Source organism: Streptomyces sp. DH41 (assembly GCF_029813785.1).
GTDB lineage: Bacteria > Actinomycetota > Actinomycetes > Streptomycetales > Streptomycetaceae > Streptomyces.
The window spans coordinates 163,750-179,995 of sequence record NZ_JARVKY010000021.1 but is presented as its reverse complement, the minus strand read 5'-3'; the positions used below and the strand labels follow the sequence as shown (position 1 = coordinate 179,995).

Below are 16,246 nucleotides of genomic sequence, written 5' to 3'. Positions count from 1 at the left end.
GTCTCCGACGGCACCCCTCGGACCCGGTGACACCACCCCCCAGGTCATCCCATCGACAGGGGGCAACAGTCATGCCGGGCCCGGAGGCCAGCGGCCCTCTTGCAGGACCGCGAAAAAGATAACGGGGGCGTAACGGCGGGAGGAACGGATGGCCGGACCGCCGAGTGCCGCGTGAGCCGGGTGAGCCGGGTGAGCCGGGTCAGCCGAGGGAGCGGCCGTACGCGCGCAGCGTGCGCAGCGCCTCCAGCGTCGCCTTGGAACGGGCCTCCAGCGTGGGGGAGGGGGCCCAGTGGGGCCGGCGAACGGGCCAGCCGCCGTCCTGCTCCTGCTCCGCCGCGAGGAAGTCGAGTGAGCGGGTCATCTCGCCGTCCGTGAACCACGCGCGCGCGAGGGAGTGCGGGTTCCTCGCGTAGTCGTGCGGGAAGCGGTGCTCGCTCCGGGCGTGGCCCGGGGAGACCGGGTACGCGTCGAGGTCGTCCGGGTCCAGCACCGCGAGGCGCTGCTCGCGCACCAGGCGGCCCAGCCGGTCGGCCGCCGCCTCCGCGCGCGGACGGTCGGGGGCGGCGTCCAGGAAGGCCACGGCGGCCTCGACCTCGTACGGGTGCGAGGTCCCCAGCGACTCGGCCGCCTGCCAGCAGAAGTCCGTGGCCCGGAACAGCCAGGCGTGCCAGACCTCGTTGCGATGCAGCAGCCCGACCACCGGACCGGTGACGAGCAGCTCGCCGGGCGGATCGTCGACGACCCGCACGAACGGGGCGGCCGGATACCCGCGCAGGCTGGGATGGACCGCGGGCAGGGCACCGTCCGGAGTGGACACCGAGGTCAGATAGCGGCACATCCGCTCCACGCGCTGTCCGCCGCAGCCCTCGACGGCGTCCAGGACACGCAGGGCGTGCGCGGTGTGCAGCGGCTGGCTGACCGGGCCGCGCAGATCGGGCTCGAGCGCGTGACCGTATCCGCCGTCCTCGTTGCGGTAGGCGTCCAGCGCGGTCTCCACCGGACCGGCGTCACCGCCGCGGAAGTGGTACGCGAAGAGGCGCTGCTCCAGTACGCGCGCGGTGACCCAGAGGAAGTGCTCCGCGCGCGCGAGCGGTGAGTGCGCCGGAGGAGTCGGGGGCGTCGGGGGGAGTGGGGAAGCTCCGGTTTCGGCCATGGGTCAGACCGTAGGGCGGAAGGCGGCCCCCGCACCCGGTCCCGGCGCAGGGCCCACTCTCAGGGGCGGGATACTGGAGTCATGCGGTTGACGGTCTTCTGGGAGCGGATGACGGATCATTTCGGTCCGGGCTACGCCGACACCTTCGCGCGCGATCACGTGATGGCGGAGCTGGGCGGACGTACGGTGCACGAGGCGCTGGACGCCGGCTGGGACGCCAAGGACGTGTGGCGGGTGGTCTGCACCGTCATGAACGTGCCGCAGGAACAGCGCTGATCGGTGACGAACGGCCGCAGGACCGGTGCTGACCGGTCATGAACGTGCTACAGGATCAGCGCTGACCGGTCATGAACGTGCTACAGGATCAGCGCTGACGCGTCACGAAGATCACCGGACGGGACTCCGCCGCCGGTGTCGTGGGTGAGACTTGGTCCGTGGCACCCACTGACGAGACCGGGCAGGCGACCCGGCACGCATCCCCGACCGGTACTACGCCGCCCACCGGCCCCCCGGCCGGCGGCACCGCCGGGCCGGGCGCACGCATGCCGCGCTGGCTGCCGCGCGCCATGGTGCTGGCCCTCTCGCTCATCGCCGTCTTCCAGTTGGGCAGCTGGGCCTTCCACGAACTCACCGGCCTGCTGATCAACATCCTCATCGCGTTCTTCCTGGCGCTCGCCATCGAACCCGCGGTGAGCTGGATGGCCGGGCGCGGCATGCGTCGCGGGCTGGCCACCTTCCTCGTCTTCCTCGCCGTGCTGGTCGCCGCCGCGGGGTTCGTCACGCTGCTCGGTTCCATGCTCGCGGGCCAGATCGTCAAGATGGTCGAGGACTTCCCGGAGTACCTCGACTCGGTCATCAACTGGGTCAACGGCCACTTCCACACCGAGCTGAGACGGGTCGACATCCAGGAGGGCCTGCTCCGTTCCGACTGGCTGCGCAACTACGTGCAGAACAGCGCCACGGGCGTCCTGGACGTGTCGGCCCAGGTCCTCGGCGGCCTCTTCCAGATGCTGACGATCCTGCTCTTCTCCTTCTACTTCGCCGCCGACGGCCCCCGGCTGCGGCGCGCGCTCTGCTCCGTCCTGCCGCCCGCCCGGCAGGCCGAGGTGCTGCGCGCGTGGGAGATCGCCGTGGACAAGACAGGCGGCTACCTGTACTCGCGCGGTCTGATGGCGCTGGTCTCCGGCATCGCGCACTACATCCTGCTGGAGGTCCTGGAGGTGCCCTACGCCCCCGCGCTCGCCGTGTGGGTGGGCCTGGTGTCGCAGTTCATCCCCACCATCGGCACGTATCTCGCGGGCGCTCTGCCCATGCTGATCGCCTTCACGGTGAACCCGTGGTACGCGATGTGGGTACTGATCTTCGTGGTGATCTACCAGCAGTTCGAGAACTACGTACTGCAGCCCAAGCTGACGTCCAAGACCGTGGACATCCACCCGGCGGTCGCCTTCGGCTCGGTCGTCGCGGGCGCCGCCCTGCTCGGTGCCGTCGGCGCCCTGATCGCCATCCCGGCGATCGCCACGCTGCAGGCGTTCCTCGGGGCGTACGTCAAGCGTTACGACGTCACGGACGATCCGCGTGTCCAGGGACGCCGCAACCGCCGGCCGGGGCCCGGGGGCCCCACTCGCCTGCGGAAACTGTGGGCCCGGCGGCCGGAGCCCGAAGGCCCCGGGACGGAGGGGGCCGCAGACGGCGGCTCCTCCTGACGGGCCGCGTTCAGTGAGCGGACCGGCCCGGAGGCGGTACGGGGAAGCGGCCGGACGGCACGGAGCCCGGAGCCGGAGGGGCGGGTCGGTTCCGCGGACTCGGGGGATCAGGCCTGCGGTTCCTGCGGCTTGGCGTCGACCTCCCGCAGGTGCCGGTCCTTGAACTCGGTACGGGTCTCCGTGCGGTGGCCGCGGGCGATGTAGTCCCGTACCACCGCCTCGACGGCGTCCTGGGGCGTGCCGATGCCCGCCAGGACCATCACCTCCACCACCAGTTCCGCGTCGAGACTGATGCTGACCTGGGCCATGGTGTCCCCCTCCTCCACGTCGCATCCGCACTCTAGCCACCTGGCCGTCGGCCCGGCAGACGTACGCTCGTAAGTGCCCGTGGTGCGCTTGACACAAAAATCGAACATCCATTCTTATGGAGGCTCTGGCGAGGCTCGTGACGGGTGATTCGACTGGGTTTGGGTGGATGAGCGCCCGAGTTATCCACAGGCCGGACCCGCATCAGGGTGGATTGTCAGTGGCAGGCATTAGCGTCTTTGACGTGAAGCGATCGAATCAAGCAAACCGGGTGGAACCCATGGCAGGAACCGACCGCGAGAAGGCCCTGGATGCCGCGCTCGCACAGATTGAACGGCAGTTCGGCAAGGGCGCGGTCATGCGCATGGGCGACCGGTCGAGGGAGCCCATCGAGGTCATCCCGACCGGGTCGACCGCGCTCGACGTGGCCCTCGGCGTCGGTGGCCTGCCGCGCGGCCGTGTCATCGAGGTCTACGGCCCCGAGTCCTCGGGCAAGACGACCCTGACCCTGCACGCGGTGGCGAACGCGCAGAAGGCCGGCGGTCAGGTCGCGTTCGTGGACGCGGAGCACGCCCTCGACCCCGAGTACGCGCAGAAGCTCGGCGTCGACATCGACAACCTGATCCTGTCCCAGCCGGACAACGGTGAGCAGGCCCTGGAGATCGTGGACATGCTGGTCCGCTCCGGCGCCCTCGACCTCATCGTCATCGACTCCGTCGCGGCCCTCGTGCCGCGCGCGGAGATCGAGGGCGAGATGGGCGACAGCCATGTCGGTCTGCAGGCCCGCCTGATGAGCCAGGCCCTGCGGAAGATCACCAGCGCGCTCAACCAGTCCAAGACCACCGCGATCTTCATCAACCAGCTCCGCGAGAAGATCGGCGTGATGTTCGGTTCTCCCGAGACCACGACCGGTGGCCGGGCCCTGAAGTTCTACGCCTCGGTGCGACTCGACATCCGACGCATCGAGACGCTGAAGGACGGCACCGACGCGGTCGGCAACCGCACCCGCGTCAAGGTCGTCAAGAACAAGGTCGCGCCGCCGTTCAAGCAGGCCGAGTTCGACATCCTCTACGGCCAGGGCATCAGCCGCGAGGGTGGCCTGATCGACATGGGCGTGGAGCACGGCTTCGTCCGCAAGGCCGGCGCCTGGTACACGTACGAGGGCGACCAGCTCGGCCAGGGCAAGGAGAACGCGCGCAACTTCCTGAAGGACAACCCCGACCTCGCCAACGAGATCGAGAAGAAGATCAAGGAGAAGCTGGGCGTCGGTGTACGTCCCGAGGAGCCGGCCACCGAGCCGGGCGCGGACGCCGCCGCCTCCGCCGCCCCGGCCGACGCCGCACCGGCAGTGCCCGCCCCCGCGACCGCCAAGGCCACCAAGTCCAAGGCCGCGGCAGCCAAGAGCTGACCCGTGACACGACGAACCGACTGGGCCGAGTACATCTACCCGGACAACGCCTCGCGGGAGCGCGAGCGGGGGAGACCGGGTGACGGCGGCTCCGCCGGGACGGAGGACGGCGCGTACGGGGTGGCGGCGACCCCGTACGGGACAGACCTGTCCGCCGTCGCGGACGGCACGGCGGCGGACGGCTTCGAGCCGTACGGCGCCGAGGACCCGTACATCGCGGGGCCACCCGGTGACGGCGGGGTGGGCCACGGGGGCGGCGGGGTCCGCCCCGAGGGCGGACGAGGCCGCGGAACGGGCGGCGGCGGGCGCGGACGCCGGCGGCGCGAACGTACGGAGCCGTCCACCGAGGACGGAGGTGCCACTTCCTCGTCGAGGGCCGAGAAGGGGGAGCCTCCGCGGGACCCGGTCGAGCAGGCACGGGCGATCTGCCTGCGCCTGCTCACCGGGACCCCGCGCACCCGCAAGCAACTCGCCGATGCCCTGCGCAAGCGGGAGATCCCCGACGAGGCCGCCGAGGAGGTGCTGTCCAGGTTCGAGGAGGTCGGCCTGATCAACGACAGCGCCTTCGCGGAAGCCTGGGTCGAGTCCCGGCACCACGGCCGAGGGCTGGCCCGGCGCGCCCTCGCCAGGGAGCTGCGGACCAAGGGCGTCGACGCCACGCTCATCGACGAGGCGGTCTCACAGCTGGACTCCGAGCAGGAGGAGGAGACCGCGCGCGAGCTGGTCGCCCGCAAGCTGCGCGCCACCCGTGGCCTCGACCGCGACAAGAGGCTGCGCCGCCTCGCGGGCATGCTGGCCCGCAAGGGCTACCCCGAGGGCATGGCCCTGCGGGTGGTCCGCCAAGCACTGGAAGAGGAGGGGGAGGACACGGAGTTCCTCGGCGACGAGGGATTCTGACCCGGCACCGGGGACCCGGCCGGGGGGCAACGGCGGGGTTCTGCTCCGCCGCCGTACTGCCCCGCCGCCGACTCCGAGCCCGGCGCCGCCCGACCGACCCTTCACGACCCGGTCTCTCCGGCCCTTGCCTCTCCTCGCACGCGGTCGGGCTACGGACCGGCCACCGGCAGTCCCTCCGCCCGCCACGCCTGGAATCCGCCGATCAGGTCGGTGGCCCGGTAGAGCCCCAGGCGGTGCAGGGACTCCGCCGCAAGGCTGGAGGCGTAGCCCTCGTCGCACACCACGACGACGCGCAGGTCAGGGCCCGTGGCCTCCGGGAGACGATGGCTGCCCTGCGGATCCAGGCGCCACTCCAGTTCGTTGCGCTCGATCAGCAGCGCTCCGGGGATCACACCGTCCCGCTCGCGCAGGGCGGCGTACCGGATGTCCACCAGCAGCGCTGTGCCGGCCTCGGCGGCGTCGTACGCCGCGCGCGGCGCGATCCGCAGGTAACCGCTGCGGACCCGCTCCAGGAGCGCGTCGATCCCGGTCGGCTCGCTCACTGCCAGTCCTCCGGGCGCTCCACCTGCTCCAGGCGCAGGACCCGGCCGCTGCGGCTGTAGCGGCGGATCTGCGGCAGGGGCGGGTAGTAGGCGTGTACGGAGACCGCGTGCCGGTCGGACGACTCGTTGAGCACTTCGTGGACGTGGTGCCGGCCGAAGGCACGCCCCTTGCCGGCGGGCAGCCGGTGTTCCCGGTCCACGCCGTCGGTGAGTTCCAGGGTCCGCCAGCCGTCGGTGGGCAGCCGGGCGGCGAGCGAGTACTCCGTGAGCTCGCCCGCGGCGGTCACGAAGGCACCCGTGGACTCGGCGTGGTCGTGCCAGCCGGTGCCCGTGGCGGGCGGCCAGCCGATCAGCCAGGCCTCGCTGCCGCCCGGTCCGGCCAGCCGCACCCAGGTGCGGCCCTCCGGGTCGAGCGGGAGAGAGGCGATCAGTTCGGCGTCGGCGGCCGTACGCCGTACGAAGTCGAGGAGCCCGGCCTGAGTGGGAGCGGCCGTTGCCGCGGCGGAACGGGCGGGAACAGGGAAGGAGACAGACACGGATACCGTCCTGGAGTTTCGCGAGGGAGCGCGCGGCGGCGCTTGAGAGCGGCGCGCGTCAGAAAAGGGATGCGAATTCAGCAGGACGGGCGACACACGCAGCCCGCGTAGCGGACGAGGTCCATGTGGACCCTCCGCCACAGGCGTACACGGGTGTCGGTCACGATTCGGAGTAGACCACGACGGTGTGGGCCGGTCAACTCACCGTCACCATACGGACACCGGCCGACCGCGGCCGGCGGCCCGCGACCGCGAGCCACGGCGGACCCCCGGACGGCCGCTGGCCCCCCGGACGGTCGCCGATCGCTCGGCCACCCGAACACCCGGGCGGCCGGTCAGCGGGAGCCGGCCGCGGCTCCCGCCCCCGCCTCCCTCTCCGTGGCCTCTGCGGTCTCCGTGCCCTGCGTGGTCGCTGCCGTCGGCCCGCCCAGTGCCGCCTCCGCGGCCGCGTACAGGTCGGCCGGGCGCACCCCGTTCAGCGCCGTGACCAGGTGACCGTCCGGCCGTACCAGCAGCACCGTGTGCGCCGCGGCACCCGGATAGGCCTCGGCGACCAGCAGTTCGGCGTGGTGGGGCAGCGCTGTCACCGCCGCCGCCAGCCGGGGCATGATCCCGGCGGTCACCCAGTGCTTGCGGTCCCACACCCCCGTACCCGGCGCGATCAGCAGCACCAGCAGTGCCCCGCGCCCGAGCCGGTCGCGCAGCTGTACGAACGTGCCGTCCTCCGCTGTGACCCGCACGTCGGTGACGGGCGTTCCGGGCGGAGTGGCGACGGGCACCTCCCCGGCGAGCTGCCCGGGCGCGAGCGGCGAGTCGGCGTACGCCCCCGGCGCACCGAGTGCTCCGCGCCCCAGATGGCCGTCCGCGAGCAGTGCGTCGCTGCCGCGGGTGGAGCCGGGGACGTAGGAACGCAGTCCGCCGCCGCCGCGCACCAGCGGCAGTACCTGGTCGGCGGCGCGCAGTCGTGCGGCGATCGCCGTGCGCCGTTCCTCCTGATAGCTGTCGAGCAGTGCGTCGCGCGGCCCGTGGTGCCAGGCCAGGGCCAGCTTCCAGGCGAGGTTGTCCGCGTCCAGCAGTCCTTCCTCGAATCCCTGCGTGCCCAGCGCGCCCAGCAGGTGGGCGGCGTCGCCGGCGAGAAGTACGCGGCCCACCCGCCAGCGGCGGGCCAGCCGGTGGTGGACCGTGTGGACCCCGGTGTCGAGGAGTTCGTACGTGGGGGGCGACCCGCCGGCCCAGCCGGTGAGGGTCTCGCGGACCCGGTTCACCAGCAGTTCGGGCGTGACCAGGTCCTTGCCGGGGGGCAGTAGCCAGTCCAGGCGCCACACGCCGTCCGGCAGGGGACGGCCGACGATCTCGCCGGCCGACGGGCCGGACGTACGCCACGGCGGCAACCGGTGGAGCAGTGCCTCGTCGGTCCACGGGAGTTCCGTACGCAGTGCGGCGACGGCGTACCGTTCCACCGCCGTACGGCCGGGGAAGCGGATGTCCTGGAGCTTGCGGACGGTCGAGCGGGGGCCGTCGCAGCCGACCAGATAGCTGCCGCGCCACCAGGTGGCGCTGGGACCGCGGGTGCGGGCGGTGACGCCGGAGGCCTCCTGCTCGATGCCGTCCAGGCGGCTGTCGACCGAGATCCTGACGAGCGGCTCGCGGGCGAGCGCCGTGCGCAGGACACCGGTCAGCTCGTGCTGGGCGATGTGCAGTGGCGCCGGGTCGGTGTCGCCGAACCCGGCCTTCGCTGTCACCTGCTTGCGCCGCATCGACCGCCATCCGGCCCAACGCAGACCCAGCCCCGCCAGCGGTGTCCCGGTCAGCCGCTCGACGAGGGCGATGGTGTCCTCGCGCAGGACGACGGTGCGCGCGGGGCGGGGTTCGTCCTTGCCCGGCCCTTCGTCGAGGACGACGCAGGGCACCTCCTGCCGCGCCAGTGCCAGGGCGAGCGTGAGCCCGACGGGCCCCGCTCCCGTGATGATCACCGGGTCCACGGTGCGGCGCCCCCTGCCCGTGTCGGTGTCCCGGGGGACGCAGGTGAACAGGACGTTGGAGCAGGGTGCACGGTCACAGAACGTATGCAACCTACTGCCGCTGCCCGCGTCAAGCGACGGAGGCCGTGGCGATCATGCCACGGCCTCCGTCGATGGTCATACGAGTTGACCGAGTGTCAGACCGCTGCTCCCGTGTTCGCCGGGGTGTCGTCCGCCTTGAGAACCACACCGGTCGACTTCTTCGCCCGCCGGAGCCGGCGCTCCAGCCAGCTCGCGAAACTCGTGAGGAGGAAGTTGAGCGCGATGAAGATCACGGCGACCACGGTGAAGCTGGCGATGACGTTGGCGCCGTAGTAGGCGCTCATCGTGTTGGCCGACGCGAGCAGTTCGGGGAAGGTGAGGACGGCACCACCGAGTGCGGTGTCCTTCAGGATGACGACGAGCTGGCTGACGATGGCCGGCAGCATCGTGGTGACCGCCTGCGGCAGCAGGATGGTCCGCATCAGCTGGCCCTTGCGAAGGCCGATCGCCATCGCCGCCTCGGACTGTCCCTTAGGCAGGGCCAGGATGCCCGCCCGGACGATCTCCGCGAGCACGGAGGCGTTGTACAGCACGAGTCCTGTGACCACCGCGTACAGCGGACGGTCGTCCGAGCTGACGTTGGTGTACTCGGCGAACAGGGCGAGGCCGAAGATCATCAGGACCAGCACGGGGATGGACCGGAAGAACTCGACCACGATCGAGGCCGGTACCCGTACCCACACGTGGTCCGACAGCCGGGCGATGCCGAGAATCGCGCCGAGCGGCAGCGCGATGACCACCGCGAGGGCGGCTGCCTTCAGGGTGTTCTGCAGGCCCGGCCAGATGTAGGTGGACCAGGCCTCGGAGCCGGAGAAGAACGGCTTCCACAGGGCCCATTCGAGCTGGCCCTTGTCCTTGAGGGTGCCGAACACCCACCACAGCAGGGCCGCGAGCGCCACCACGAAGACCACCGTGAGGACGATGTTGCGCCGCTTCGCGCGGGGGCCCTGGGCGTCGTAGAGAACGGAACTCATCGCTTCACCGCCACCTTCTTGCCCACCCAGCTGAGAATCAGGCCGGTCGGCAGCGTCAGAACCACGAAACCGAAGGCGATGACCGAGGAGATCAGCAGCAGCTGTGCCTCGTTCTCGATCATCTCCTTCATCAGGAGCGCCGCCTCGGCGACACCGATGGCCGCTGCCACCGTGGTGTTCTTGATGAGCGCGATCAACACGTTCGCCAGGGGGACGACGGAGGAACGGAACGCCTGCGGCAGCACCACGTGCCGCAGCACCTGGCCGAAGCTGAGCCCGATCGCCCGGGCCGCCTCCGCCTGCCCGACCGGCACCGTGTTGATGCCGGAGCGCAGCGCCTCGCAGACGAAGGACGAGGTGTAGAGAATCAGGCCGAGGACGGCGAGCCGGAAGTTGATCGTCTCGACGTCGTCCGCGCCGAGGGACACTCCCAGCGTCTGGTTCAGGCCCAGCGACGTGAACAGGATGATGACGGTCAGCGGGATGTTCCGCACGGTGTTCACGTACGCGGTCCCGAAGCCGCGCATCAGCGGCACCGGGCCGACCCGCATGGCGGCCAGTGCCGTGCCCCAGATCAGGGAGCCGACGGCCGAGAGCACAGCAAGCTGCACCGTCGTCCAGAAGGCTCCCAGCAGGTCGTAATCCTTAAGAAAGTCGAACACGATCTCCCGCGCTTCCGCGTGTAGGGATGCCCGCCCCGGTGCGCCGCCCCTTCCGGAGGACGGCGCACCCTGTCAGGCCCGGCCTCAGCTCTTGACGTCGCCGATCTTCGGCGCCGGCTCGTTCTTGTAGTTGGCCGGGCCGAAGTTGTCCTTGACGGCCTTGTCCCAGGACTTGTCGGCGACCATCTCTTCAAGGGCCTTGTTGATCTTGTCCTTGAGGTCGCTGCCCTTCTTGACGCCGATGCCGTAGTTCTCGTTCGTCAGCTTGAAGCCGCCGAGCTTGAACTTGCCCTCGAACTGCTTCTGGGAGGCGTAACCGGCGAGGATCGAGTCGTCGGTGGTCAGCGCGTCGATGGCACCGTTCTGCAGACCGGGCAGGCAGGCCGAGTACGTCGGGTAAGGCTGCAGCTGCGCCTTGGGCGCCAGCTTCTCCTTGATGTTCTGGGCCGAGGTCGAGCCGGTGACCGAGCAGAGCTTCGCGTCGTTCAGGTCCTCCGGCGACTTGATCTTGTCGTCGTCGGCGCGGATCAGCACGTCCTGGTGCGCGAGCAGGTACGGGCCGGCGAAGTCGACCTTCTCCGAACGCTCCGGGGTGATCGAGTACGTGGCGGCGATGAAGTCGACGTCGCCGCGCTGCAGCATGGTCTCGCGGTCGGCGCTCTTCGACTCCTTCCACTCGATCTGGTCCTCGGTGTAGCCGAGCTTCTTGGCGACGTACGTGGCGATGTCCACGTCGAAGCCCTCGTAGCCGTCCGGGGTCTTCTGGCCGAGGCCCGGCTGGTCGAACTTGATGCCGATGGTGATCTTCTTGCCGCCGCCACCGGAGGAGCCGCTGTCGTCTCCGTCGTCGGAACCGCATGCGGTGGCGGTCAGGGCGAGGGCGAACACGGCGGCCGAGGCGGCGGTGACCTTGCGGAGCTTCATGGTGAACATCCTTTGGCTGTGATCGAGCTGCGATCGAACCGTGATCGGACGATCGGAGAGGATCAGGTGATCGGATGCGGCCGACGGGGGTGGGCCGCCAGGGCGGGCGACGCGGTACGCCGGAGCCGCGCCGGGAGCGTCAGTGGTGCAGGATCTTCGACAGGAAGTCCTTGGCGCGGTCACTGCGCGGATTGCTGAAGAACTGGTCCGGCGTGGCCTCTTCGACGATGCGGCCGTCCGCCATGAACACCACGCGGTTGGCCGCCGACCGGGCGAAGCCCATCTCGTGCGTGACCACGATCATGGTCATGCCGTCCTCGGCGAGCTGCTTCATGACCTCCAGGACCTCGTTGATCATCTCGGGGTCGAGAGCCGACGTCGGCTCGTCGAAGAGCATGACCTTCGGGTCCATGGCCAGCGCCCGCGCGATGGCGACGCGCTGCTGCTGACCGCCGGAGAGCTGCGCGGGGTACTTGTCCGCCTGGGCGCTCACACCCACGCGGTCGAGCAGCGCGCGGGCCTTCTCCTCGGCCTTCTTGGCGTCGACCTTGCGGACCTTGGTCTGGCCCAGGGTCACGTTCTCGAGCACGGTCTTGTGCGCGAAGAGATTGAAGGACTGGAAGACCATGCCGACGTCGGCCCGCAGCCTCGCGAGCTCCTTGCCCTCCGCGGGCAGGGGCTTGCCGTCGATCGTGATCGATCCTGAGTCGATGGTCTCCAGGCGGTTGATGGTGCGGCACAGGGTGGACTTACCGGACCCGGAGGGCCCGATGACCACGACAACCTCGCCGCGGGTGATCGTCAGGTCGATGTCCTGGAGCACGTGCAACGCGCCGAAGTGCTTGTTGACACTCCTCAGGACGACCAGTTCGCCGGTCGCGGCCACATCTTCCTTGGCCACCGATACTTCGGTCATCGCTCTCGGGCTCCGTCCTCCTCGGTTTCGGAGGACAGTAGTAACGCCGGACGACCCGCGTCTCTACATCTGAGGGGAATCTGAGCATCACGATCCGATAGCAATCGGACACGAGTCGTAGCACTTGTGAGCAGGGCGCATATCGGCCGGATAACTTCGAGCGGCCGCAACCGGAAGCCTCTTGACGCCGTCCCCCTCCATCGGCGTCACTGCACAAGGCGCACGCGCGTGTGCACACGTCTTTCTACGCATGCCAGGAGTACGGCCGATGAACCGAAGGAGGCCCGGATGAGACTGCTGCTCGTCGAGGACGACAACCACGTAGCCGCCGCTCTGTCCGCGATCCTCGCGCGGCACGGCTTCGACGTCACCCACGCGCGCAACGGCGAGGAGGCGCTCCAGGCGCTCGTCCCCGAGGGCGACTGCTTCGGCGTCGTCCTGCTCGACCTCGGCCTGCCCGACCAGGACGGCTACGAGGTCTGCGGCAAGATCCGCAAGCGCACCAGCACCCCGGTCATCATGGTCACCGCCCGCGCCGACGTCCGCTCCCGCATCCACGGCCTCAACCTCGGCGCCGACGACTACGTGGTCAAGCCGTACGACACCGGAGAACTGCTCGCCCGTATCCACGCCGTCAGCCGGCGCACCGTCCACGAGGACGCCCCGGGGAGCGCCGAGACCGTGGTGCGCCTCGGAGCGGTGCACATCGAGCTGTCCACGCGCCAGGTCAGTGTGGACGGCTCGGTCGTCCAGCTCACCCGCAAGGAGTTCGACCTCCTCGCCCTGCTCGCACAGCGCCCCGGCGTGGTCTTCCGCCGGGAGCAGATCATCAGCGAGGTGTGGCGCACCAGCTGGGAGGGGACCGGGCGCACGCTGGAGGTGCACGTCGCCTCCCTGCGCGCCAAGCTGCGCATGCCGGCGCTCATCGAGACCGTCCGCGGCGTCGGCTACCGCCTCGTCGCCCCCACCGGGTAGCGGGGCCGGGTGAGCACACGCCTGCTCCCGCTGCTCATCGTCCTGATGGCGGCCGTACTGCTCGCGCTCGGTGTCCCGCTCGGCATCAGCGGCGCCCGCGCGGAGCAGCAGAAGGTCGTCATCGACCGCATAGACGACACGGCACGCTTCGCCGCGCTCGCCCAGTTCGTCACCGAGGACGCGCCGGGCGGATCGCGCCGGACGACCACGGACGAACGCCTGGAGACCCTGCAGACCGAACTCACCAGCTACTACGAGGTCTACGGCATCAAGGCGGGCGTCTTCTACCGCAACCACATCCCCATGGCCAACGCGCCCACGACCTGGTTCCTGCCCCAGACGGGCGAGGTGCGCGACTCCTTCGACGAAGCGCTGCTCAGCCGCCGCAGTCACGACCCGGAGCAGGTGTGGCCCTGGGAGGACGGCCGGCTCGTGGTCGCCTCGCCGGTCATCCGGGACGGGGACGTGGTCGCGGTCGTGGTCACCGACTCGCCCACCGACTCCATGCGGTCGCGCACCCTGCGCGGCTGGCTGGTCATCGGCGCCGGAGAGATCGCCGCGATGCTGCTCGCCGTCGGGGCCGCGCTCCGGCTGACCGGCTGGGTGCTCAGGCCGGTGCGGGTCCTGGACGCCACGACCCACGACATCGCCACCGGGCGGCTCAAGTCCCGGGTCGCGCCGGCCGGGGGGCCGCCGGAGCTCCGACGCCTGGCCCGGTCGTTCAACGAGATGGCGGACCACGTGGAGGACGTGCTGGAACAGCAGCGCGCCTTCGTCGCCGACGCCTCGCACCAACTGCGCAACCCCCTCGCGGCACTGCTGCTGCGCATCGAACTGCTCGCCCTCGAACTGCCCGAGGGCAACGAGGAGATCGCCTCCGTCCAGACCGAGGGCAAGCGCCTGGCCCGGGTCCTGGACGACCTGCTCGACCTGGCGCTGGCCGAGCACAGCCGGGCCGACCCGCAGGTCACCGACATCGGCGCGCTGACCGCCGAGCGGCTGGCGGCCTGGTCACCGACGGCCGGGGCCAAGGGCGTACGGCTGGTCGGGGACTGCCCGCCGACCACGGGCTGGGCCGACCCGGTGACGCTGTCCAGCGCCCTGGACGCGGTCATCGACAACGCCGTGAAGTTCACGCCGGCCGACGAGACCGTCCGGGTCACGGTCCTGTCCACCGGCAACGCGGCCACCATCGTCGTCACCGACAACGGCCCCGGGCTGACCGACGAGGAACTCGCGCGCGTGGGTGACCGTTTCTGGCGCAGTGGCCGGCACCAGAACATCAAGGGCTCCGGCCTGGGCCTGTCCATCTGCCGGGCGCTGCTCGCGGCGTGCGACGGCTCGATCTCCTTCGGCCACCACGAGCCGCACGGCCTCGAGGTGACGGTCACGGTGCCGAGATCCGGGCCGACGTCCGGGGCCGGCTCCGGGCCGGGGACGGGCGCGCGGAAGGAGCCGTAGCGGTCACGGGGCCTCACCGACCGGTGGTCCCGGGCGGCGCCGCGGCACCATGGGCTACGGCTTGACCGACCGGTAGTAGCGCCGGGCACCCTCGTGCAGCTGGAGCGGGTCGGTGTAGATCGCGGTACGCAGGTCCACCAGTTGCGCGGAGTGGACGGTCGCACCGATGCCGTCGCGGCTGTCGAGCACCGTCCTGGTCAGCCACTCGGTGAGCCGCGGATCCATGTCCGCGCGCGTCATCAGCAGGTTGGACACCGCCATCGTGGGCACCACGGAGCCGTTCTGCACGGTGGGGTAGGCCGACTCCGGCATGTTGGTGGTGCGGTAGTAGCGGGTCGCGCCGCCGGATTCGTGCAGCTTGGTGACGAGGTCCTCGCCGATCGGCACGAACCGGAAGGCGGTGGTCTGCGCGATCTGCTTGAGCCCGTCCGTCGGCACCCCGCCCGACCAGAAGTACGCGTCGAGCTCCTCGCCCAGCCGCCCGGGGCCGGTGTCGATGCCGTCCGCATGGGGCGTGATGTCCCTCTCCGGGTCGATGCCCACGGCCTTCAGCAGCCGGGTGGCGATCAGCCGTACGCCCGAGTTCGGCGGCCCGATGGCCACCCGCTTGCCGCGCAGGTCGGCCACGGTCTGGATGTCCGAGTCACTCGGCACCACGAGCTGCACGTAGTCGTCGTAGAGGCGGGCCACACCACGCAGCCCCTCGGCACCGGGACGGTCCGCGATCTTGTACGTCTCCACCGCGTCGGCCGCGGCGATGGTGAAGTCGGCCTCCCCGGACGCCACCCGCTCAACGTTCTCCTGCGAGCCCGCGCTGGTCGTCAGCCGCACCTTCAGGCCGGGCATGTCCTTGCGCAGCTCGGTGCGCAGCAGCTCGCCGTACTTCTGGTAGACCCCCGCGCGGGTGCCGGTGCTGAAGGTGATCGTCCCGCCCGGCGGTTCCTCGCCCAGCGGCAGCAGCCACCACAGCAGCAGCCCGAGAGCGACGGCACCGGCGACCGTGCCCTGGACGGCCCGGCGCCTGCCGATACGGGAGAACAGCGTGGACATGGGCGCGATCCTGCCAGTCCGCAACCCCGCTGACCAGGGCCGAGCTCACATGGTGGCCGCTCCGGCGTCCGGATCCGGCTGTCAGTGGCGCTCGCTACAGTCGGCGGCATGAGTTCCTCGCCCGCCGACCTGGTCCGCGCCTTCCACCTCGCCTTCGGGCTGGATGCCCGCAATGCTCCGACGGAGGTCTCGCCCGACCTGGCCGCACACAGAGGCGAGCTGCTCGCGGAAGAGGCCGCGGAGGTCGCCGAGGTGTCGGTGACGGGCCCGCTCGACCGGCTCGCGCACGAACTGGCCGACGTGGTCTACGTCGCGTACGGCACGGCCCTCGTCCACGGCATCGACCTCGACGCGGTGATCGCCGAGGTCCACCGCTCCAACATGACCAAGCTGGGGCCCGACGGCCAGGTCAGCCGCAGAGCCGACGGAAAGGTACTCAAGGGCGACCACTACGAGGCACCGGACGTGCCGGGTGTCCTGCGTCGGCAGGGGTGGACGCCGCGGACGCCGGAAGCCCTGGACGCGTCGGGCGCCTGACGCGGGTGGGCGGGCGGTGCTGGTCGAAGGCGCGGCGGTCCGGCGCGGGCCGACACGGCAGGACGACGGCCCCGGCACCTGAGTGCCGGGGCCGTGCCGGGGATCGTACGGCCCGTACCGCATGCCGGGGCCGGTG

18 protein-coding genes are annotated in these 16,246 nt (G+C 70.8%); 7 read left to right on the top strand and 11 right to left on the bottom strand.

The window, feature by feature from the left end; all coding sequences use genetic code 11:
- Positions 1–199: 199 nt before the first annotated feature.
- Complete coding sequence (locus QC283_RS29565; protein WP_279564776.1) at positions 200–1,153, bottom strand: hypothetical protein; 954 nt, start codon at positions 1,151–1,153, stop codon at positions 200–202.
- An 81-nt stretch (positions 1,154–1,234) separates the two neighbouring features.
- Between QC283_RS29565 and QC283_RS29560 the strand changes: the two genes are divergently transcribed.
- Together QC283_RS29560 and QC283_RS29555 are read left to right on the top strand one after the other, a co-directional pair.
- Complete coding sequence (locus QC283_RS29560) at positions 1,235–1,429, top strand: DUF3046 domain-containing protein (protein WP_210962767.1); 195 nt, start codon at positions 1,235–1,237, stop codon at positions 1,427–1,429.
- A 158-nt stretch (positions 1,430–1,587) separates the two neighbouring features.
- Entirely contained in the window at positions 1,588–2,859 is a 1,272-nt protein-coding gene (locus tag QC283_RS29555) for an AI-2E family transporter (protein WP_279564775.1), read from the top strand.
- 107 nt (positions 2,860–2,966) lie between these two features.
- Here the strand turns inward: QC283_RS29555 and QC283_RS29550 are convergent, their stop codons facing one another.
- Entirely contained in the window at positions 2,967–3,167 is a 201-nt protein-coding gene (locus QC283_RS29550) for a type II toxin-antitoxin system VapB family antitoxin (protein ID WP_279564774.1), read from the bottom strand.
- Positions 3,168–3,445: 278 nt separating this feature from the next.
- Here QC283_RS29550 and recA point away from each other — a divergent pair, with 278 nt between their 5' ends.
- Both recA and recX read left to right on the top strand, forming a co-directional pair.
- On the top strand, positions 3,446–4,573 hold the full coding sequence (recA, locus tag QC283_RS29545) for a recombinase RecA (RefSeq protein WP_279564773.1): 1,128 nt from the start codon (positions 3,446–3,448) through the stop codon (positions 4,571–4,573).
- A gap of 3 nt (positions 4,574–4,576) precedes the next feature.
- The gene (gene recX / locus QC283_RS29540; RefSeq protein ID WP_279564772.1) at positions 4,577–5,470 is read left to right on the top strand and encodes a recombination regulator RecX; all 894 of its coding nucleotides are present in this window, start codon (positions 4,577–4,579) and stop codon (positions 5,468–5,470) included.
- A 149-nt stretch (positions 5,471–5,619) separates the two neighbouring features.
- Here the strand turns inward: recX and QC283_RS29535 are convergent, their stop codons facing one another.
- The 8 genes from QC283_RS29535 to QC283_RS29505 form a co-directional block, all read right to left on the bottom strand.
- Positions 5,620–6,012, bottom strand: coding sequence for a rhodanese-like domain-containing protein (locus tag QC283_RS29535; RefSeq protein ID WP_279564771.1), 393 nt, complete (start codon positions 6,010–6,012; stop codon positions 5,620–5,622).
- Complete coding sequence (locus QC283_RS29530) at positions 6,009–6,548, bottom strand: cysteine dioxygenase (RefSeq protein WP_279564770.1); 540 nt, start codon at positions 6,546–6,548, stop codon at positions 6,009–6,011. The genes QC283_RS29535 and QC283_RS29530 overlap by 4 nt, the downstream gene beginning before the upstream one ends.
- Before the next feature lie 77 nt (positions 6,549–6,625).
- Positions 6,626–6,673 carry a hypothetical protein gene (locus tag QC283_RS39675; protein ID WP_309506048.1) on the bottom strand — a complete coding sequence of 16 codons (48 nt, stop codon included), beginning with the start codon at positions 6,671–6,673 and terminating at the stop codon, positions 6,626–6,628.
- 210 nt (positions 6,674–6,883) lie between these two features.
- The gene (locus QC283_RS29525) at positions 6,884–8,530 is read right to left on the bottom strand and encodes an FAD-dependent monooxygenase (protein WP_279564769.1); all 1,647 of its coding nucleotides are present in this window, start codon (positions 8,528–8,530) and stop codon (positions 6,884–6,886) included.
- Positions 8,531–8,706: 176 nt separating this feature from the next.
- The gene (locus tag QC283_RS29520) at positions 8,707–9,585 is read right to left on the bottom strand and encodes an amino acid ABC transporter permease (RefSeq protein ID WP_279564768.1); all 879 of its coding nucleotides are present in this window, start codon (positions 9,583–9,585) and stop codon (positions 8,707–8,709) included.
- The gene (locus QC283_RS29515) at positions 9,582–10,247 is read right to left on the bottom strand and encodes an amino acid ABC transporter permease (RefSeq protein ID WP_279564767.1); all 666 of its coding nucleotides are present in this window, start codon (positions 10,245–10,247) and stop codon (positions 9,582–9,584) included. Before QC283_RS29515 ends, QC283_RS29520 begins: the two co-directional genes overlap by 4 nt.
- 84 nt (positions 10,248–10,331) lie before the next feature.
- Positions 10,332–11,171: a glutamate ABC transporter substrate-binding protein gene (locus tag QC283_RS29510; RefSeq protein WP_279564766.1), complete on the bottom strand. Its 840-nt coding sequence runs from the start codon at positions 11,169–11,171 to the stop codon at positions 10,332–10,334.
- 139 nt (positions 11,172–11,310) lie between these two features.
- Entirely contained in the window at positions 11,311–12,087 is a 777-nt protein-coding gene (locus tag QC283_RS29505) for an amino acid ABC transporter ATP-binding protein (protein ID WP_279564765.1), read from the bottom strand.
- A gap of 288 nt (positions 12,088–12,375) precedes the next feature.
- Here QC283_RS29505 and QC283_RS29500 point away from each other — a divergent pair, with 288 nt between their 5' ends.
- A complete protein-coding gene (locus QC283_RS29500; protein ID WP_279564764.1) occupies positions 12,376–13,062 on the top strand; it encodes a response regulator transcription factor in 687 nt (228 codons plus the stop codon).
- Positions 13,063–13,071: 9 nt separating this feature from the next.
- Positions 13,072–14,523, top strand: a complete 1,452-nt coding sequence (locus tag QC283_RS29495) for a HAMP domain-containing sensor histidine kinase (RefSeq protein ID WP_279564763.1) — start codon at positions 13,072–13,074, stop codon at positions 14,521–14,523.
- 54 nt (positions 14,524–14,577) lie between these two features.
- Here QC283_RS29495 and QC283_RS29490 read toward each other — a convergent pair whose 3' ends face one another.
- A complete protein-coding gene (locus QC283_RS29490) occupies positions 14,578–15,573 on the bottom strand; it encodes a TAXI family TRAP transporter solute-binding subunit (protein WP_279564762.1) in 996 nt (331 codons plus the stop codon).
- A gap of 108 nt (positions 15,574–15,681) precedes the next feature.
- Between QC283_RS29490 and QC283_RS29485 the strand changes: the two genes are divergently transcribed.
- On the top strand, positions 15,682–16,110 hold the full coding sequence (locus tag QC283_RS29485; protein ID WP_279564761.1) for a MazG nucleotide pyrophosphohydrolase domain-containing protein: 429 nt from the start codon (positions 15,682–15,684) through the stop codon (positions 16,108–16,110).
- The last annotated feature ends 136 nt before the right edge of the window (positions 16,111–16,246 follow it).